General features: G+C 73.8%; 2 protein-coding genes. Both read right to left on the reverse strand.

Annotated features, from left to right (window positions below; genetic code table 11):
• Nucleotides 1-4213, reverse strand: a 4213-nt coding sequence (locus ABT001_RS34205) for a type I polyketide synthase (RefSeq protein ID WP_351285431.1), incomplete at its 3' end; no start/stop codon positions are given.
• Nucleotides 4214-4319: 106 nt separating this feature from the next.
• Nucleotides 4320-21674, reverse strand: coding sequence for a type I polyketide synthase (locus ABT001_RS34210; RefSeq protein ID WP_351285433.1), 17355 nt, complete (start codon nucleotides 21672-21674; stop codon nucleotides 4320-4322).
• Nucleotides 21675-22003: the final 329 nt, after the last annotated feature.

Here is a 22003-nt window from a genome sequence, read left to right on the forward strand (position 1 = left end):
GATACTCCCCCAAACCGATCAACACATCACGGAAATTCACCCCCGCAGCACGCACCTCAACCCGCACCTCACCCCACCCCAAACCACCCAACACCCCAGGAGCCTCAACAAACCCCAACCCACCCAGAGAACCGGAGTCGTGGTCGGCGGTGAGCCGCCAGGCGTCCGCGTCGGGGACAGCGAGGGTGCCGGCCGAGGAGGCCCTGGCCAGCCGCGGGGCGAACAGAGCGGTGCCACGCAGAGCGAGCCAGGGCTCGTCGATGTCCGCGAGCGCGGCCAGCAGCGAGTCGTCCGGGTCGGTCTCGGCGTCCAGCAGCACGAAACGGTCCGGGTGTTCGGCCTGGGCCGACCGCACCAGGCCGCCGACGGCCGCACCGGACAGACCGGTGACGTCGTCACCGGTCCCGGCGGCCACCGCCGACCGGGTGACCAGCACCAGGCGCGACGCGGCGAACCGGTCGTCGGCCAGCCATGCCTGGATGCCTTCCAGGGCGTCGGCGACGGCAGCCTCGGTGTTCCGCGCGTCAGGGGCTGTCACGGGCCAGGTGACGACATCGGGTGCCTCACCGGAGAACCCGGCCAGGAACGCGATGACTCCGTCGGGTGCCGTGGTCAGCGTGCCCCGGTGGGCCGGAACGGGCACGGGTGTCCAGTCGAGGGCGAACAGCGCGTCGTCGTGGCGCGGGGCCGACGCGGTGGCGGCGCGCAGGGTGAGCGACTCGACGGTCGCGACGGGTGCGCCCGCGGCGTCGGTGATCCGCAGCGTCCAACTGTCCGCGCCGACGGGCGCGAGGTGTACGTGGACGCGGGTGGCGCCCGCCGCGTGGAGGCTGACGCCCGCCCAGGCGAAGGGCAGCCCGGCACGCGCCGGGTCGAGACCGGTGAGGTGCAGGGCGGCGTCGAGGAGTGCGGGGTGCAGCCCGCAGCGTGCCGCGTCCCGGTGTGCTGATTCGGGCAGCTCGACCTCTCCGTACAGGTCGTCGCCCGCCCGCCAGGCGGCCTTCAGTCCCTGGAAGACCGGCCCGTAGGCGAAACCGGCCTCGGCGGCCCTGGTGTAGAAGCCGTCGAGGTCGACGGGCTCCGCGTCCGCAGGGCGCACGGGTGCCGTGCCCACCGGGTCGGCGGTGGTCTCGGCGAGCACGCCGACCGCGTGGCCGGTCCAGCTCTCCTCGCCGTCGGGACGCGAGTGGATCTCCAGTCGGCGTGTGCCGTCTTCGTCGTCGGCCCCGACGCTGACCTGGATCTGTACGCCGCCCCGGCTGGGCAGGACCAGCGGAGCGGTGAGGGTGAGTTCCTCCACGGCGCCGAGGCCGACGTGTTCGCAGGCGTGCCAGGCCAGTTCGACGAAGGCGGTGCCCGGGACGAGCACGCTGCCCCGGATCTCGTGGTCGGTGAGCCAGCCGTACGTGGCGGCGGAGAGCCGGCCGGCGAGCAGTACCCCTCCACCGGCGGCCAGCGACACGGCGGCGCCCAGCAGGGGGTGCCCGGCCGCTCCCAGTCCCGCAGACGTCAGGTCGCCCGCCTGGAGGCGGGCGGACGGCCAGTACGTCTGACGTTCGAAGGGGTAGGTGGGCAGGTCCACTCGCCGGGCGTCCGCCGGTGCGAGCGCCGAGAAGTCGACGGGGACACCGTGGACGTGGGCGCGGGCCACACAGTGCAGCAGCGACACGACGTCGCCGCGACCCGCGCGAAGGGCGGGTACGGCCATGGCGTCGTCGGAGATGCTCTGGACGAGCCCGCACAGCACGCCGTCCGGACCGAGCTCCAGGAATCTGCTCACGCCACGCCCCTGAGCGCCGCGCACGGCGTCGGCGAAGCGGACGGGCTCACGGACCTGGCTCACCCAGTACTCAGGTGTGTGGAGAACGCCGGGTGCCGTCGTGACGACGGGGATCGCCGGGGCGTGGTACGTCAGCGACTGCGCGACGTCGGCGAACTCGGCGAGCATCGGCTCCATGAGGTGTGAGTGGAACGCGTGCGAGACGGACAGTCGCTTGACCCGACGCCCCTCCCCACGGAGGTGCTCCTCCAGCAGGCCGATCGCCTCGGCCGATCCCGAAACCGTCAACGAGGTCGGTCCGTTGACCGCCGCCAGATCCACCCCTTCCGGCAGCTCCAGCTCGTCCTCGGCCGCCTCGACGGCGAGCATGGCACCGCCCTCGGGCAACGCGTCCATCAACCGGCCACGCGCGGAGACCAGCCGGCAGGCATCATCCAGCGACAGCACACCGGCGACATGAGCAGCCGCCAGTTCGCCGACCGAATGCCCCACCAGCACATCAGGAGCCACACCCCACGACTCCAGGAGCCGGTAGAGACCGACCTCCAACGCGAACAGACCAGCCTGCGCGTACACCGTCCGGTCCAAGGCCTCCTGATCCCCGAACACCACCTCACCCAGCGGACGCCCCAGATCCACCCGCGCACACACCGCGTCAAAAGCATCCGCGAACACCGGGAACGACTCGTACAACCCCCGCCCCATGCCCGCACGCTGCGAGCCCTGCCCCGTGAACAGGAACGCCGTACGGCCGGGTTCGGCCATGCCGGACTCCGCTTCGGGCGGGACCGTGCCCTCGGCCAGTCCGAGGAGTGCGCGCAGCGCCTCGTCTCGTCCGGAGGCCAGCACCACGGCCCGGGTGGCCAGAGACGTGCGGGTGGTGGCCAGGGAGTAGCCGATGTCGGCGAGACGGATCGCGGGCCGGTCGGTGAGCCGGGCGTGCAGGTTGGCCGCCTGGTCGCGCAGGGCGCGCGGGGTGCGCGCGGACAGCGGGAGCGCTGTCAGCGGCGGCTCGTCCTGGGCGGTCTCCCTCGGGTCCGGGGCCTCCTGCGCCGCAGGGGCCTGCTCCAGCACCGTGTGGGTGTTGGTTCCGCTGACTCCGAACGAGGAGACGGCGGCCCGGCGGGGCCGGCCGAGGTCGGGCCAGGGCAGGTTCTCGGTGAGGAGGGCGATCTTGCCGGCCGTCCAGTCCACCTGCCGGGTCGGCTCGTCGGCGTGCAGGGTGCGCGGCAGTACGCCGTGGCGCAGGGCCATCACGCTCTTGATGACACCGGCAACACCGGCGGCGGCCTGGGTGTGGCCGATGTTGGACTTCACCGACCCGAGGTGGAGGGGCTCGGTGCGGTTCTGACCGTACGTGGCGAGGAGCGCCTGCGCCTCGATGGGATCGCCGAGGCGGGTGCCGGTGCCATGGGCCTCGACCAGGTCCACGTCGGAGGGGTCCAGGCCCGCGGAGGCCATCGCGTCGAGGATGACGCGCTGCTGTGCCGGGCCGTTGGGGGCGGTGAGCCCGTTGGAGGCACCGTCCTGGTTGACCGCCGAGCCTCGTACGACAGCCAGGACTTCATGGCCGTTGGCGACGGCGTCGGAGAGCTTCTCCAGCAGGAGCATCCCGACGCCCTCGCCCCAGCCGGTGCCGTCGGCACCGTCGCCGAAGGCCTTGCAGCGGCCGTCGGCGGCCAGGCCGCGCTGCCGGCTGAACTCGACGAACGCGGCAGGTGTCGCCATCACGGTGGCACCGCCGGCGAGGGCCATGGTGCACTCGCCCCTGCGCAGCGCCTGCACGGCCAGGTGCAGGGCGACCAGCGACGCCGAGCAGGCGGTGTCGACGGTGATGGCGGGGCCTTCGAGACCGAAGACGTACGAGATGCGGCCGGACAGGACGCTCGCGACCGCACCGGTGGCGAGGTAGCCCTCGGCGGCCCCGGGGTCGGCGGCGAGGGCGGCGGCGTAGTCCTGGCCGTTGGTCGCGGCGAACACACCCACACGGCTCCCGCGCAACGACTTCGCGTCGATGCCTGCGCGCTCGAACACCTCCCACGAGGTCTGGAGCAGCAGCCGCTGCTGCGGGTCCATGGCGAGCGCCTCGCGCGGCGAGATCTCGAAGAGCCCGGCGTCGAACTCGGCGGCGTCGTGGAGGAACGCGCCCTCGTGGCTGAGGCTGGTGCCCGGCCGTTCGGGGTCGGGGTCGAGCAGGGCGTCGAGGTCCCAGCCCCGGTCGGTGGGGAACGCGCCGACGGCGTCGCGCCCTTCGGTGACCAACTGCCACAGCTGTTCCGGGGTACGGACGTCACCGGGGAAACGGCAGGCCATGGAGACGATGGCGATCGGCTCGGCGTCCCGCTCCTCCAGTTGGCGCAGTTGCCGATGCGCCTGCCGGAGTTCACCCGTGACGAACTTCAGGTGATCGAGCAGCTTCTCTTCGTGCGCCATCAGAATGACCCCCAGCAGGCAGGACCGTACGTGTTCATGAGGACGTGCCGACTCATGCGGACTTTCCGGTGCATGAGGTCGTGGTGATCCGTGCGGACTCGATGATTCATGAGGACTTGCCGAACTCTTTGTGGATCAGGTCGAAGAGGTCACTTGCGCTGGCCGACGTGAGGTCGTCCTGGCCGTCCTCGGGTTCCGCCACGGGGGGCGTGGGTGGCGCGGGCGGTGCCGCACCGTCCAGTCGCTCGGTCAGCCTCCTGAGCCGTCCGAGCAGAGCAGCCGTCTCCTCGCCGTCGGGCGGGGTGTCGGCGAGAGCCGCCTCCAGCTTCTCCAGTTGGGCGGCCGCGTTCTCCGTGGCGGACGCGGTCGGGTCCCTGCCCACGACGAGGAGCCCGCGCAGATAGCCGGCGAGGGCGGTCGGGGTCGGATGGTCGAACACCAGGGTCGCGGGCAGGGTCCGCCCGGTGGCGGCGTCCAGCAGGTTGCGCAGCTCGACGGCCGTCACCGAGTCGGTGCCCAGGTCGCGGAACGGCCGGTCGGGGTCGATGGCCGCCGGGGTGCGGTGACCGAGCGCGGCAGCGGTGCGGGAGAGCACCAGGTCGAGCAGGATCTGTTCCCGCTCGGCCTGCGGCGCGTCGGCCAGTTGTTCCGCCAGCCCGGGGCCTTGCGCGGCGGGGTCGGGCGCCGTGGTCCCGGGTGCGTCGGGCAGCAGGTCGAACAGCCTGCCGCCTCGCCCTGCGTCGATCACGGGGGCGAACCGCGCCCAGTCGACGTCGGCCACGCAGAGCGTCGTCCGGTCGTCGGCGAGGGCCGCTTCGAGTGCGGGGAGGGCCTGCTCCGGGGGCAGCGGGGTGACGCCGGTGCGGTGCTGCTGTTCCCCGGCGGCCTCCGCCGCGCCCATGCCCGCTCCGGCCCACGTCCCCCAGGCGACGGCGGTGGTGGTGCGTCCGGTCGCCCGGCGGCGTTCGGCGAACGCATCGAGGGCGGCGTGGCCTGCGGCGTAGGCGGCCTGCCCGACGTTGCCGACGACCCCGGCGAACGAGGTGAACAGCACAAAGAAGTCCAGCTGCTGATGTTGCGTCAGTTCATCGAGGTGTCGGGCCGCCGTCAGGCGTGTGCGCAGGAGGTCTTCGACGCGGCCGGGGGTGAGCGAGCCGATCACACCGTCGTCCACGGTGCCCGCGGCGTGCACCACCCCGGTGAGCGGAAGCTCACCGGGGATGCCGGCGATCACCTCGGCGAGCGCGGCCCGGTCGGTGACGTCACAGGCGGCAAGGGTGACCCGGCTGCCGAGAGCGGTCAGTTCGGCGGCCAGTGCCGCGGCGCCGGGCGCGTCCGGGCCCCGCCGTCCGAGGAGCACCAGGTGCGGGGCGCCCTGCTGGGCGAGCCGACGGGCGGTGTGGGCACCCAGTGCGCCGGTGCCGCCGGTGACGAGCACCGTGCCGGTGGGCTGCCGGACGTGGTCCGGAACCTTCCCGTGCAGGGGGGCGCTCCGGACGAGGCGTCGGCCGAGGATGCCGGACGGCCGGACGGCCACCTGCTCCTCGGGTCCGCCCGCGCCGAGCAGTGCCGCCAGTCGGGTGCCCGTCCGGTCGTCGAGCTCGGCGGGCAGGTCGACCAGTCCGCCCCAACGGCGGGGCATCTCCAGGGCCGCGACTCTGCCGAAGCCCCAGACGGCGGCCTGCTCCGGGTCGGGCCCCTGATCGTCCGCGGCGGCCATGACGGCGCCCCGGGTCGCACACCACAGCGGGGCTGTCGTACCCGAGTCCTCGAGCGCCTGGGCGAGCACGACCACGGAGCGGAGGAGACCGGGGCCCGTGCCCGGCAGGGCCAGCACTCCGGCCGGTGCGGTGTGTGCGGCCTCCGTGCGGAGCCGGTCCGCGAGGGAGGCACGGTCGGTGCCGCCGTGGAGAACGACGGTACGGGTTCCGGCACGTCGCAGTGCCCGCACGACGTCGTCGTCGGCGTCCTCGCCGGGCGGCGTGACCAGGAACCAGGTGCCGCTCGGCCGGGCGGCCGGGTCGGCCACGGGTACCCAGCGGACCGTGTACTGCCGGCCGCCGGAACCGGTCCTTCGTGCGCGCCGCCAGGCCGACAGGGCGGGCAGCAGTTCGCCGAGGGTGCCGTCGCCGTCGACACCGAGGGTGCCTGTCACAGCCTCCAGGTCGCCGGATTCGACGGCCGACCAGAAGGACGTCTCCGCTGGGTCCTCGGCTGCCGTGTGGACGGGCTCGGGCCAGTAGCGGGTGTGCTGGAACGGGTAGGGCGGCAGGATGGCGGGTGGGACGTCCGGGAACGCCGCCGCGAGGTTCACCGGCGTGCCCTCGGCCCAGAGCCGGGAGACCGCGGTGAACAGGGCTTCCACCTCAGGGCGCCCCTTGCGCAGGGTGGGAACCGCTGCGGGAACGGTCGCGGACAGGACGCCGTCGGGGCCGAGTTCGAGGAACCGGGTGGCCCCCCGGCCGGTCGCCGTGACCACCGCGTCGGCGAAGCGGACGGGCTCACGGACCTGGCGTACCCAGTACTCCGCCGAAGCCATGTCGCCGGGTGCCGTGGTGACGACGGTAACGGACGGGCTGTGGTACGTCAGCGACTCGGCCACCTTCGCGAACTCGGCGAGCATCGGTTCCATGAGGTGCGAGTGGAACGCGTGCGAGACGGGCAGCCGCCTGACCCGCCGCCCCTGCGCGCGAAGGCGCTTCTCGACGGCGTCGATCGCCTTCCCGGTGCCCGAGACAGTCAGCGAGGTGGGCCCGTTGACCGCCGCCAGATCCACACCCTCCGGCAGCTGCAGCTCATCCTCTCCCGCCTCCGCGGCGAGCATCGCCCCACCCTCCGGCAGCGCGTCCATCAACCGGCCACGTGCGGACACCAGCCGGCACGCGTCGTCCAGCGACAGCACACCCGCCACGTGAGCAACCGCCAGCTCACCCACCGAGTGGCCCACCAACACGTCGGGACGCACAGCCCACGACTCCAGGAGCCGGAAGAGCCCGACCTCCAACGCGAACAGCCCCGCCTGCGCGTACACCGTCCGATCCAAAGCTTCTTGGTCCCCGAACACCACCTCACGCAGAGGCCGTTCGAGATCCACCCGCGCACACACCGCGTCGAAGGCATCCGCGAACACCGGGAACGACTCGTACAACTCCCGCCCCATACCCGCCCGCTGTGATCCCTGGCCCGTGAACAGGAGCGCTGTCGCACCCTCGGTGACCGTTCCCCGTACCGTTCCGGCAGCCGGTTCGCCCGCGCCGATGGCCGCGAGTCCGGTGGCGTAGCCGTCGGCGTCCTCCGCGAGCACGACGGCACGGTGTTCCAGGCCGAGACTGGTCGTGGCGAGCGCGCGGCCCGCGGCGGCGGTGGACACGCCGGGGGCGTCGCAGTGCGCCCGGAGCACGTCGGCCCTGGCGCGCAGCGCTGCGTCGGAGCGGGCGGAGAAGGCCCAGGGCAGCACGGTGCGCCGGGATGGGGAGGGCGGGGATGGCAACGCTACGGTCCCCTGCTCCAGGACGACGTGGGCGTTGGTGCCGCTGATACCGAAGGCGGAGACCGCCGCCCGGCGCGGGCGGCCCGCCTGCGGCACCCACGGCATGGGCTCGGTGAGGAGCCGCATGGTGCCGGCGTCCCAGCTGACGGAGGGTGAGGGCTCCTCGGCGTGCAGGGTCCGGGGCAGCTGCCCGTGGCTCATCGCCAGCACCATCTTGATGACGCCCGCGATACCGGCGGCGGCCTGGGTGTGGCCGATGTTGGACTTGACCGAGCCGAGCCACAGCGGCCGGTCGTCAGGGCGGTCCTTGCCGTAGGTGGCCAGCAGTGCTTCCGCCTCGATGGGGTCGCCGATGCGGGTGCCGGTGCCGTGTGCCTCCACGGCGTCCACCTCGCTGGGCCACACTCCCGCCGAGGCCAGTGCTGCCCGCACCACCCGCTGCTGGGAGGGGCCGTTGGGTGCGGTGAGGCCGTTGGACGCGCCGTCCTGGTTGATTGCGCTGCCCTTCAGTATCGCGAGCACCCGGCGGCCGTTGGCCTTCGCGTCCGAGAGCCGCTCCAACAGCACCAGACCGGCGCCTTCACCCCAGCCCGTGCCGTCGGCCGCTGCTGCGAAGGGCTTGCAGCGGCCGTCGGCCGCAAGGCCTCCCTGGAGTCCGAACTCGATGAACGCGGTGGGCCCCGCCATGACGGTGACGCCGCCCGCGAGCGCCATGGAGCACTCCCCCGCGCGCAGTGCCTGTGCCGCCAGGTGCAGGGCGACCAGGGATGACGAGCACGCCGTGTCCACGGTGACCGCCGGCCCTTCCAGGCCGAAGGAGTAGGCGACCCGGCCGGACAGGACGCTGGCCGCGCTGCCGATGGCGACGTGGCCGTCGACGCCGGACCCGGTGGCGGGGAAGAGCCCGGCGTAGTCCTGGCCGTTGGTGCCCGCGAAGACACCGATCGGGTTCCCCTTCAGGGAGGTCGGGTCCAGGCCTGCCCGTTCGAAGGTCTCCCAGGAGAGCTCAAGCATCAGGCGTTGCTGCGGATCCATGGCCAGTGCTTCGCGGGGAGAGACGCCGAACAGATCCGCGTCGAAACCTGCTGCATCGGGCAGGAAGGCGCCCCGACGGGCGAAGTCGGGGGCGTCGCGCAGGTCCCAGCCGCGGTCCGCGGGGAAGTCCCCGACCGCGTCGACGCCCTCGGCGAGCAGGGCCCAGAACTCCTCGGGAGTGGCCGCGCCGGGGAAGCGGCAGCCCAGCGCGACGATGGCGACCGCTTCGTCGGACGCGGTGGCGGGCGTGAGGGCCACGGGGGCGGACGCCTCGGCGTTGCCGCCGAGTTCGGCGCGCAGTCGGGCGGCGAGCGCGGCCGGGGTGGGATGGTCGAAGATCAGCCCCGCGGGCAGCGGGATGCCGGTGGCGGCGCGGAGGGCGTTGCGCAGCTCGACGGCGGTGAGCGAGTCGAAGCCCAGGTCTCGGAAGGCCTTGTCCGGTGCGATGGCGGCCGCGGTGCCATGCCCGAGGACGAACGCGGCGAGGGTGCGCACCAGTTCTTCGGTCATCCGGCGACGCTCGCCCTCACCGGCGGCGGCGAGGCGTGCGGCGAGGCCGGTGGCCTGGTCGCCGTCCTCGACGCCGGCCGGGGAACCGGCGGGTACGAGTTCACGGAGCAGCGGACTCGGTCGAGCAGCGGTGAATCCGGTGGCGAACCGGGCCCAGTCGACGTCCACGACGACCACGGAGGCATCCGGGCTCTGAGTTCGGAACATCCCGCCGAGGACGGTGACGGCCAGGTCCGGTGACAGCGGGGTCAGTCCGGATCGGCGCATCCGTTGCGTGAGGGCCTCGTCCTCGGCCATGCCGGTCTCGGCCCACGGCCCCCAGCCGATCGACGTGGCGGGCAGGCCGAGGGCGCGGCGGCGCTCGGCGAGCGCGTCGAGGTGGGCGTTGGCGGCCGCGTAGTTGGCCTGGCCCGCGGTGCCGACCGTGCCGGTGAGGGAGGAGAACAGGACGAAGGCGTCGAGCGGGGTGTCCAGGGTGAGCGCGTCGAGGTTCTCGGCGGCCAGCGTCTTGGCCCGCAGCACCCGCTCGAACCGGTCGGGGGTGAGGCCGTCGAGCACCCCGTCGTCCAGCACGCCGGCGGCGTGGACGACGGCGGTGAGGGGGTGCGCGGCGGGGATGTCCGCGAGGAGCGCGGCGAGCGCGGAGCGGTCGGCGACGTCGCAGGCGACGACCGTGGCGGTCGTTCCCGTGTCCGCGAGTTCCGCGACCAGTTCGGCGGCGCCCGGGGCCTGGGGCCCCCGCCGGCCGACGAGGAGCAGTCGGGTGACGCCCTGGGCGGCCAGCAGCCGGGCCACCTGGGCTCCGAGCGCTCCGGTGCCGCCGGTGACGAGGACGGTGCCGTCGGTACGCGGTGCGGAGGCCGGCCGTGCGGGAGCCGTGCGCACGGGGAACGGCTCCCTCGCGGCGACGAGCCTGCGGGCGAAGACCCCGTCTGCCCTGATCGCCACCTGGTCCTCCGCGTCGGCAAAGGACGCGCTGCCACCGGTCGTGTTGCCACCGGATGCGCCGTTCGCAGCGAGTACGGCCACCAGCCGGCCCCCGGCCCGGGCGTCCAGGTTCTCCGGCAGGTCGATCAATCCGCCCCAGACGTGGGGCAGTTCCAGTGCGGCGACCCTGCCGAAGCCCCAGATCTGGGCCTGCACGGGGTCCGGGGGGCCGTCTGTGCGTCCGACCGCGACCGCGCCCCGGGTGAGGGACCACACCGGTACGTCCCCTCCGGCGTCGGCACAGGCCTGGGTGAGGGACAGGGTGGCCGCGAGTCCTCGGCCGAGTGCGGCGGCGGTGCGCACCGGGCGGGTGTCGGTTCCGAGCAGCGAGACGATGCCCGCGAGCCCGTCGACCGCGCGCAGGCGTGCGGCGAGGGCGGCCCGGTCGTCGCCCGGGTCCGACAGTTCGAGCACGGTCGCACCGCCGTGCCGCAGCGCGTCGGCGACCTGCGCGGTCGAGTCGTCGTCGCCTTCCGTGCCCACGATCAGCCAGGCGCCGTCGAGTACGGCGGGGGCCGGGGCGACGGGTCGCCAGACCGTCCGGTGGTGCCAGGAGCCGACGGCCGCCTCGTCGCGGCGACGCCCGTGCCAGGACGAGAGGTGCGGCATCAGTTCGGACAGACCTCGGCGCTCCTCGTCGCCGGACAGCCCCAGGGTGCCGGCGAGCCGGTCGACGTCGCTGTGCTCCACGGCCGCCCAGAAACCGGCCTCGTCCTCGTCGTGCGGCACGGTGTCGGCGGCGGGCTCCGGCCAGTAGCGCTCGTGCTGGAAGGCGTACGTCGGCAGCTCGACGGGCCCGCCGCCGAGGGGCGCGAAGTATCGGTCCCACGCGACCTCGCCGCCGTGGACGTACAACTCCGCGACGGCACGGAGCACTGCGGCCCGCTCGTCCCGTGCCGCACGAAGGGCGGGAAAGGCCACGACGTCCTCGGTGACGCCCTGAACGAGCCCGCACAGCACGCCGTCGGGGCCGACCTCGATGAACCGGCTCACGCCCTGCGCCTGCGTACCGCGCACGGCGTCGGCGAACCGGACGGGCTCACGGACCTGCTGTACCCAGTACTCCGCCGAGGCCATGTCGCCGGGTGCCGTGGTGACGACGGGAACGGACGGGGTGCCGTACGTCAGCGATCCGGCGACCTTCGCGAACTCCGCGAGCATCGGTTCCATGAGGTGCGAGTGGAACGCGTGCGAGACGGGGAGGCGCTTGACCCGCCGCCCCTCCGCGCGCAGGTGCTCCTCCAGCACGTCGATCGCCTCGAGCGGGCCCGAGACGGTGAGCGCGGTGGGCCCGTTGACGGCAGCGAGGTCCACGCCCTCCGGCAGCTCCAGCTCGTCCTCGGCCGCCTCGACCGCGAGCATGGCGCCCCCCTCGGGCAACGCGTCCATCAACCGGCCACGCGCCGACACCAGCCGGCACGCGTCGCCCAGCGACAGCACACCGGCGACATGGGCAGCAGCCACCTCGCCGACCGAATGGCCCACCAGCACATCAGGGACCACACCCCACGACTCCAGGAGCCGGAAGATCCCGACCTCCAACGCGAACAGCCCAGCCTGCGCGTACACCGTCCGGTCCAAGGCTTCTTGGTCCCCGAACACCACCTCACGCAGAGGCCGTTCGAGATCCACCTGCGCACACACCGCGTCGAAAGCATCCGCGAACACCGGGAACGACTCGTACAACCCCCGCCCCATACCGGCACGCTGCGAACCCTGCCCCGTGAACAGGAACCCGGTCCGCCCGGCAGCGGCCACGCCTGTCGGCGTGTTGCCGTGCCCGGCCGCCAGCGCCTCCAGCTCGCCCAGGAGTTCGTCCTGGCCGGCGCCGAGCACCACCGCTCGGTGTCCGAGTGCGGCGCGGCGGGTCACCAGGGAGAGGCCTACGTCGACCGGGTCCTCGCCGGCGGCGACGGTCCGCAGGCGGGCGGCCTGGGCACTCAGCCCTTCGGGAGAGGCGCCGCTCAGCACCCATGGCACCCGAGGCACCGACGCGCCCGGCGTCCGGGGCCACGGGACGACCGCGGCTTCCTCCGGTGCCTGCTCGATCACCGTGTGCGCGTTGGTGCCGCTGATCCCGAACGACGACACGGCCGCGCGCCGGGGCCGCCCGGTGGTCGGCCACGGGCGCTCCTCGGTCAGCAGCGCCACGGCTCCGGAGGACCAGTCGACGTGCGGGGAGGGCTCGTCGACGTGCAGGGTCCGGGGCAGCACGCCGTGCCGTATCGCCTCCACCATCTTGATGACACCGCCGACGCCCGCAGCGGCCTGGGTGTGGCCGACGTTCGACTTGAACGAACCGAGCCACAGCGGTCGGTCGGCGGGGCAGTCCCGGCCGTACGTGGCCAGCAGCGCCTGCGCCTCGATCGGGTCCCCCAGCTTCGTCCCCGTGCCGTGCGCCTCGACGGCGTCGACGTCGGACGGGCGCAGCCCCGCGTCGGCCAGGGCGGAGCGGATGACGCGTTCCTGGGAGCGGCCGTTGGGCGCGGTCAGGCCGTTGGACGCGCCGTCCTGATTGACGGCCGAGCCCCGGATCACGGCGAGGACGCGGTGTCCTCTGGCCCGGGCGTCGGAGAGCCGCTCCACCAGGAGCACGCCCGCCCCCTCGGCCCATCCGGTGCCGTCCGCCTCGGCGGAGAACGACTTGCAGCGGCCGTCGGGGGCGAGACCGCGCTGTTTGCTGAAGTCCACGAAGACGCTGGGGGTGGACATGACGGTGACACCGCCGACGAGGGCCATCGAGCACTCGCCCGCGTGCAGCGACCTGGCGGCCCAGTGCAGGGCCACCAGGGACGAGGAGCAGGCGGTGTCCACGGTCACCGCAGGGCCCTCGAGTCCGAAGGTGTACGCGACGCGGCCGGACACCACGCTGCCCGCGCCGCCGATGGCCCGGTAGCCCTCCGTGCCGACGGTGTGCTCGGCCGTGGCGGCGTAGTCGTGGTACATGACACCGGCGAAGACGCCCGTGTCGCTGCCGCGCAGGGTGGCCGGGTCGATGCCGGCCCTCTCGAAGGCCTCCCAGGAGAGCTCCAGCATCAGCCGCTGCTGGGGGTCCATGGCCAGTGCCTCGCGCGGGGAGACGCCGAAGAGTCCGGCGTCGAAGTCCGCGGCGTCGTGCAGGAAACCGCCGTAGCGGGCGTAGGTGGTGCCCGGGCGCGACGGGTCGGGGTCGTGGAGCCGCGCGAGGTCCCAGCCCCGGTCGGTGGGGAAGCCGGTGACGCCGTCGCGGCCTTCGCTGACCATGCGCCAGAGTTCTTCTGGACTGGCCACGCCGCCCGGATAGCGGCAGCTCATCGCGACGATGGCGATCGGCTCGTCCGCCGCGGCGGTGCTCCGGGAGCGCGGTGCCGCGACGACCGGGGCGGCACCGCCCAGTTCCTCGCGGAGGTGGGCGGTCAGGGCGGCGGGGCTGGGGTGCGAGAAGATGAGGGTGACGGGCAGTCGCAGGCCGGTGCCGGCGGCGAGCCGGTTGCGCAGCTCGACACCGGTGAGGGAGTCGAAGCCCAGCTCCTGGAACGTGCGGTCGCTCTCGACGCGTGCGTCGGAGGAGTGTCCCAGCGCTGCTGCGACGGCAGTACGCACGAGCTCCTCGACGGCGCGGTCCCGTTCGGGCTCCGGCAGCCGGGCGAGGGCGGCGCCGTCGGTGAACGGCCCCGTGCCGGCGGCAGCCGGGCGGAATCCGGAACCCCGCAGGTGCCTCAACAGCGGCGAGACCTGCTCGGCGGCCCCCGCCACCGCGGGCTCTGCGGCCACGGCCAGAACGTGGGCGGGCCCGGCGGTCACGGCCGCGTCCAGCAGCCGTACCCCCCGCTCCGGGTCGAGCGCACCGCCCAGCGCGGCGAACCGGCCTCGGTCCGCGCCACCGAGTGTGGCGTCCATGCCTCCGGTGCCGTCCCAGAGACCCCAGCCCACCGAGACGGCGGGCAGGCCCTCGGCGCGGCGCCGGGCGGCGAGGCCGTCGAGGAAGGCGTTGGCGGCGGCGTACGAAGCCTGCCCCGCGGTGCCGAAGACCGCGGCGACGGAGGAGAACAGCACGAAGGAGGTCAGATCGTGCCCACGGGTCATCTCGTCCAGGAGCGAGGCCGCCTCGGCCTTGGGCCGGAGCACGGCGGCGGCACGCTCGGGGGTCAGGGAGCCGAGCAGGCCGTCGTCGAGGACACCCGCGGTGTGGACGACGGAGGTGACGGGATGGAGAGTGAGGATCCGGTCGAGTACGGCCCGGTCGGCGACGTCACCGGCGAGAACGGCCACGGCCGCGCCCTGAGCGGCGAGTTCGGCCACGAGCTCGGCGGCGCCGGGAGCCTCCGGGCCGCTGCGCGAGATCAGGACCAGATCGGTGACGCCGTACCGGGCGACGAGGTGCCGGGCGACCCGGGCGCCGAGCGCACCGGTGCCGCCGGTGATCAGGACGGTGTCCTGAGGGCTCCAGGGTGCGGTCCGGGCCGAGGTCGCGCCGGAGCTGGAGGCTGCCGAGGACTCGTCCTCCGCCGCTCTCACAGGCAACCGAGTGACCCGCGGAGCCAGCAGCGTGCCTGATCGAAGGGCGAGTTGGGGTTCGTCGCCGGTCGGCACCGACTCCAGCGCGGACACGGACGCGTCCGTTCCGTCCACGTCGACCAGAGCGAAGCGGCCCGGGTGTTCGGTCTGCGCGGAGCGCAGCAGGCCCCAGACTGCGGCTGCCGCGGGATCCACGGGCTCGTGGTCGGCCGTGGCGACGGCCTGCCGGGTGACCACGACCAGGCGGCGGTCGGCGAAGCGTTCGTCCGCCGACCACTGGCGGAGCAGGCCGAGCACAGCCGTGACCGTGTCGTAGGTCCGCCGGGCGAGCACCGCACCGGTCGAGGAGGGCTCCTGATCGATACCGACACAGGCCAGTACGGTCCCGATCTCCGTCTGTGCGGAGGCGAGTTCGTTCAGGCCGGGATGGACGGTCGCACCGGTGAGCGTGTCGAGCAGCGCGGTGGTGCCCACCGGGACGGCAGCGAGCGGCACGTTCCGCCGGCCGCTTCCGGCCGGCGTCCAGTCGATGCCGTAGAGGACCCCGGCGGGGGCTTCGGTCATCCTGTCGGCGGTCACCGGGCGGAAGACCAGCGACTGTGCCGTCAACACGGGCGCGCCGGACGGGTCGGCGAAGTGAACCGCGTACTCGTCGGGTCCGCGCGGGGTCAGGGTGACACGCAGCGCGGTGGCCCCGGTGGCGTGCAGGGTCACGCCGGACCAGGCGAACGGCAGCAGAGGGGTGCCCTCGCGGATGACGGCGGCCCCCAAGGCGTGCAGCGCCGTGTCGTACAGCGCCGCCTGCGGCCCCTCGGGCAGCTCGACCTCCGCGTGGACGGTGTCGCCGTCGCGCCAGACGGCGCGCAGCCCCTGGAAAGCCGGTCCGTAGACCAGTCCGGCCGCAGCGAGTGCGTCGTACGCCGCCGGGGAGGCATCCCCCGCGGGCGGCCAGGGGGCGGGGGCACCGGGGATCTCGGCCGGGCGGGCCGCCTCCAGGACGCCGACCGCGTGGGTCGTCCAGGGCGCTCCGGTGTCACCGTCGGGGCGGCTGTGGATCTCCAGCCCGTGGCCCGTCACCGTCACCTGGAGTTGTCTGCCGCCCCGTTCGAGCAGGACGACGGGTTCGCGCAGGGTCAGCTCGGCGAGTCCCGGCAGTCCCGCGTGGGCTCCGGCGTGGAGTGCGAGGTCGACGAGGGCGGTGCCGGGCAGTACGGGACGGCCGTGTACGAGGTGGTCGGCGAGCCAGGGCTGGGTGGCGAGGCCGACCACCCCGGTCAGGACCAGCCCGTCGTCGCCCGCCAGGGGCACGACGGCACCCAGCAGCGGATGCCCTGCGGTTCCCAGGCCGGCGGCGGCCAGTGTGGTCGCGGACGGCACGGCGGACGGCCAGTAGCGGGTGTGCTGGAACGCATAGGCCGGCAGGTCCACGTGGCCCGGCCCGCCCGGACCGGCGAGCTCCGCCCAGTCGGCCGCGACGCCGCGCGTCCACAGCGTGGCCGCCGCGAAGAGCGCGGTGCCGGTCTCGTCACGGCCCGTCCGCAGCAGGGGAACGGCCGTGGCCTCGTCCAGGAGCGCCGGGACCAGCGCCGAGAGGACGCCGTCCGGACCGAGTTCGACGAAGGTTCCGGTACCGGAGAGCGAGGACACCGCGTCCGCGAAGCGAACCGGCTCACGGACCTGGCGTACCCAGTACTCCGGAGTGTCCATCTCCCCCGGAGCGGTCGGCACGACGGGAAGGGAGGGGGCACGGTACGTCAGCGAGTCGGCGACCATGGCGAACTCCGCCAGCATCGGCTCCATGAGGCGCGAGTGGAACGCGTGCGAGACGGACAGCCGCCTGACCCGCCGCCCCTCGGACCGAAGCCGTGCCTGCAGGGCGTCGATCGCCTCCACGGGGCCTGACACGGTCAGGGCCGAAGGCCCGTTGACCGCAGCCAGGTCCACACCGTCGGGCATCTCCAGTTCGCCTTCCGCCGCCTCGACGGCGAGCATCGCCCCGCCCTCGGGCAGCGCGTCCATCAACCGGCCACGCACGGACACCAGTCGGCACGCGTCGTCCAGCGACAGCACACCCGCCACATGCGCCACAGCCAGCTCACCGACCGAGTGACCGACCAGCACATCGGGAGTCGCACCCCACGACTCCACCAGCCGGAACAGCGCGACCTGAAGGGCGAACAGACCCGCCTGTGCGTAGACCGTCCGCTCCAGTGCCGCGCCGTCCTCGAACACCACGTCACGCAGGGGCCGTTCGAGGTCCACCCTGGCGCACACCGCGTCGAGGGCATCGGCGAACACCGGGAACGACTCGTACAACTCCCGTCCCATACCGGCCCGCTGTGACCCCTGGCCCGTGAACAGGCCGACGGTCCGCCCGCGTCCGGCGACCCCACGCAGGACGCCCGCGGCCTCACGCCCCTCGGCCACGGCGTCGAGCAGCCCTGCCAGTTCCTCCCGGTCGGCTGCGAACAGGGCCGCGCGCCGGTCCAGGACGAAGCGGGTGGTGGCCAGCGACCGGGCGATCGCGGCCACCGGCACGGACGGCTCGGCGTCCAGGAACTCCCGCAAGCGGGCCGCCTGGGCTCGCAGCGCCCGGTCGCCACGCCCCGAGAGCACCACGGGCAGCGTGCGGAGGGGCGTCGGCTCCTCATCCCGTACGAGCGGTTCGGGAGCCGCTTCGATGATCGCGTGCGCGTTGGTGCCGCTGATCCCGAAGGAGGAGACCGCCGCGCGGTACGGCCGGTCGGAGGGCGGCAGGATCACTCTCTCGGTGAGGAGGCGGACGGCGCCGGCGGACCAGTCGACGTGCGGCGAGGGCTCGTCGGCGTGCAGGGTCCTCGGCAGGGTCCGGTGGCGTAGCGCCTCCACCGTCTTGATGACGCCCGCGACGCCCGCCGCGGCCTGGGTGTGCCCGATGTTGGACTTCAACGAGCCAAGCCACAACGGCACGTCACGGTCCTGCCCGTACGTCGCCAGCAACGCCTGCGCCTCGATCGGGTCGCCCAGCTTCGTCCCCGTACCGTGCGCCTCCACGACGTCGATGTCGGAGGGTGCCAGGCCGGCCGCGTCGAGGGCCGAGCGGATGACACGCTGCTGTGCGAGGCCGTTGGGCGCGGTCAGGCCGTTGGAGGCGCCGTCGGAGTTGACGGCCGAACCCCGTACGACGGCAAGGACGCGCTGCCCGTCGGCGAGGGCATCGGAGAGGCGGCGCAGGACGAGGATGCCCGCGCCCTCGGACCAGCCGGTGCCGTCGGCGTCGGCGCCGAAGGCCTTGCAGCGCCCGTCCGGGGAGAGACCGCCCTGCTGCGCGAACTCGGCGATGACGCCGGGGGTGGCCATCAGGGAGACGCCGCCGGCGAAGGCGGTCGAGCACTCCCCGGAGCGCAGCGACTGGGCTGCCAGGTGCAGGGCCACCAGCGACGAGGAGCACGCGGTGTCCACCGTCACCGCCGGTCCTTCGAAGCCGAAGGTGTAGGCGATCCGGCCGGAGACGACGCTCGCCGTGGAACCGGTCAGCAGGTAGCCCTCGGAGCCCCCGGTGGGCTCGTGCATCCGGGGGCCGTAGTCCTGGGCGGTGGCGCCGACGAAGACGCCGGTGCGGCTGCCGCGCAGCTCGGCGGGGTCGACGCCGATCCGTTCGGCGGCCTCCCGGGCGACTTCGAGGAGCAGCCGTTGCTGGGGGTCCATGGCGATCGCCTCGCGGGGCGAGATGCCGAAGAGTTCGGCGTCGAAGCCCGCGATGTCGTCCAGGAATCCGCCTGCTGCGGGAAGTTGGGCTCCGAGTGCGCCCAGCGCGTCCAGGGTCGGCTGCCAGCCCCGGTCGTGGGGCAGGCCGCCCAGTACCTCGCGGCCCACGCTGAGTGCCTCCCACAGTGCGGCGGGAGAGTCGATGCCTCCGGGGAACCGGCAGGACATGGCGATGATCGCCACCGGTTCGTCGGCGTCGGCGCGTGCCGCGGGGACCCGGGGGCGGTCGTGGGTCACCTCGCCGGCCAGCGCGTCGCGCAGGTGTCGGGCGACGTCGTCCGGGGTGGGCCGGTCGAACAGGAGGGTGGCGGGCAGCCGCAGGCCTGTGGCTGCGGCCAGTTGGTCGCGGAGTTCCACCAGGGCCAGGGAGGCGAGGCCCAGTTCCTTGAAGGTCTGTCCGGGGTCGACGTCGTCCGCCGAGGCGAATCCGCCGACCACCGCGGCGTGGGCCCTGACCAGGTTCAGCACCGTCCGGTGGGCGGTCTTGGGCGAGGCGGTGCGCAGGGCCGCGCGCAGCGGGTCGTCCCGGTCGGAGCTCTCCGTGTCCGGAACGTGTTCGGCAGGGGCGGAGGTGGAGCCGTTCCACCGTGCGGTGTCGGCGCCGGGTCTCCAGTGCCGTTCGCGCTGGAAGGCGTACGTGGGCAGGTCGACGACCGTGCCCTGCGGGACCGGCAGAAGGCCGGCGCCGTAGCCGTGCGCGAGGAGTTCGGCGGCGGAGCCGAGCAGCCTCTCGCGGCTCCCGTCGCCGCGCCGCAGTGTGCCGACCACCACGGATCCCGACACGTCGAGGTCGGCGAGGGTGTCGCGTACCGCGGAGGCCAGGACCGGATGCGGGGTGGCCTCGACGAAGAAGCGGAAGCCCTCCTCGGCGAGCCGGCGGGTGGCGGCCCCGAACTCGACGGTGGAGCGGAGGTTCCGGAACCAGTAGGCGGCGTCCAGGGACGCGCCGTCGACCCAGTCCCCGGTCACGGTGGACATGAACGGTACGGCGGAGGAACGGGGTGCGACGTCGGCCAGCACCTCCAGCAGACGGGCGCGCACCTTCTCGACGAGTGCCGTGTGCGAGGCGAACTCCACCGGCAGGCGCTTCGCATCGAGCCCGAGCTCCGCACACCGTACGGCGAGGGTGTCCAGGGAGTCGGAAGGTCCGGCCACCACCACGGCGGCCGGCCCGTTGACCGCGGAGAACGACAGCTCCGGGGCCGTGTCCAGCAACGGGCGGACCTGCTCGGCGGCCGCCCGTACCGACAGCATTCCGCCCTGCCCGGCCAGGACGGTGACGACCTGGCTGCGCAGCGCCACCACCTTGGCGGCGTCCTCCAGGGACAGCGCGCCTGCGACGCAGGCCGCGGCGATCTCGCCCTGGGAGTGTCCGACGACGGCCTCCGGCTCCACCCCGCGCGACCGCCAGGTGTCGGCCAGCGCCACCATCATGGCGAACAGGGTGGGCTGGAGGACGTCCGCCCGGTTCATCTCCGGCGCGCCGTCGGCTCCGCGCAGTACGTCCGTCAGGGAGAAGTCGACGTACGGGTCGAGGGCCTGTTGGCAGGCATCGATGGTGCGGGCGAACGCCCCATCGGTGTCGAGGAGGTGGACGGCCATGGAGGGCCACTGCGAACCCTGGCCGGAGAAGACCATGGCCAGGCGCCCGGGGCGCGCCGTGCCCTCGGCGACGCCGGGGGCGGGCAGCCCGTCGGCCACTGCGTCCAGGCACGTGAGCAGTTGGTCCCGGTCCTTGGCGAGGACCACGGCGCGCCGGGCGAAGGCGGTGCGGGTGGTGGCCAGGGAATGCGCCACGTCCGCGACGGCGAGGTCCGAGTCGGTGACGGCTTCCCGCAGTCTGGCGGCCTGGGCACGCAGGGCCCGGCCGGTGCGCCCGGACACCAGCACCGCGACGGGCAGCGGGAGTTCCGGTCCCCCGAGGCTCGGGGCCGAGGCAGCGGGTGCGGGGCCGAGCACCATGTGGCAGTTGGTGCCGCCCATACCGAAGGAGCTGACGCCGACGAACCCCTCGCCGTCCAGCGGGGCCGCCTCGGTCTGGACCCGCAGGTTCAGCCGGTCGAGGGGGATGTCGGGGTGTGGGGTACGGAAGTTGAGGCTGGGCGGGACGATGCCCCGCTCGACGACGAGCGTGGCCTTCAGGAGGCCCGCGATGCCCGCGGCGCCCTCCAGGTGCCCGATGTTGGTCTTCACCGAGCCGACCGGCAGCGGCGTGGTGCGGGCGGCGCCGAGCGCCGCGCCGAGCGCTGCCGCCTCGACGGGGTCGCCGACCGGGGTGCCGGTGCCGTGCAGTTCGACGTAGCCCACCTGGTCGGGGGCGGTACCGGATCGCGCGTGGGCGGCGCGGATCACGGCCTCCTGGCCCGCGGCACTCGGTGCGGTGAGACTGGCGCCGCCTCCGTCGTTGTTGACGGCGCTGCCGTGGATCACGGCGTGGACGCGGTCGCCGTCGGCCAGGGCACGGGACAGCGGCTTGAGGACGACGAGGGCCCCGCCCTCGCCCCGTACGAAGCCGTTGGCGCGCTCGTCGAAGGTGTAACAGCGGCCGTCCGGCGAGAGTCCGCCGAAGCGGAGCGCGGAGACGGTGCTGTCCGGGGCCAGTACGAGGTTGACGCCCCCGGCGATGGCCAGCTCCGACTCCCCGCGCCGCAGGCTCTCGCAGGCGAGGTGGACGGAGACCAGGGAGGAGGACTGTCCGGCGTCCACGGTGAGACTGGGGCCGCGCAGGCCCAGCGTGTACGAGACGCGGTTGGCCATGACGCCGCGCTGGAGGCCCGGCATGGAGTACCGGTCGATCCCTGTCTCGCCTTCGCGGTGCAGGAGCGTGGCGTAGTCGTCCCAGATCGCGCCGAGGAAGACGCCGGTGCGGGTGCCGCTCAGGTCGGCGGGAATCCGTCGGGCGTCCTCCAGGGCCTCCCAGGCGAGTTCCAGGGCTAGGCGCTGCTGCGGGTCGGTGGCGGCGGCCTCGCGCGGGGAGATCCCGAAGAATCCGGCGTCGAAGTCGGCGACCTGGTCGAGGAATCCGCCGCGGAGCGCACCGGGCACGCCGACCCGGTCGGCGGGGGCGTCGGAGAGGGCGTCCGTGCGCGTGACGAGGAGGTCCCAGAGGCGTCCCGGGTCGGCCGCTCCGGGGAGCCTGCACGCGTATCCGGTGATCGCCACGGGCTCGGACCGACCGGTGTGCGTTTCCGACATGACTGCCTCGAAATCACTCGACGTCGCGAGTCCCCCCGCGTACCCGGATCCGGCTGACTTCGGTGGGACGGCGACTTCTCCCGCACCGTGTGGTCCGGCCTTCTTTTCCTCGACTCAAGCACTGCGGACGGTAGTCAGGGGCCCGGCGGGCGGCCAACCCCTAGCCTCGGTCGGGCCTCCCCCTAACGTCCTGGTCAGGGGGCTGAGGCCGACGTGGGAGGGCCGGCGGGGGTGCTCGTACGCAAGGGCCGACGGGGCGCGCCGCGGGCGGCGCCCCCCCGGGGTGGGGCCGTGAGGGGGAGTGGGTCAGGCGCGGGTGAGCCGCTCCA

The organism is Streptomyces sp. NPDC002793, from assembly GCF_040295485.1.
GTDB lineage: Bacteria > Actinomycetota > Actinomycetes > Streptomycetales > Streptomycetaceae > Streptomyces.

Bases quoted from the DNA above. Each gene is read 5' to 3' on its own strand.
- ABT001_RS34210 (WP_351285433.1), bottom strand. From the start codon at position 21,674: ATGTCGGAAACGCACACCGGTCGGTCCGAGCCCGTGGCGATCACCGGA.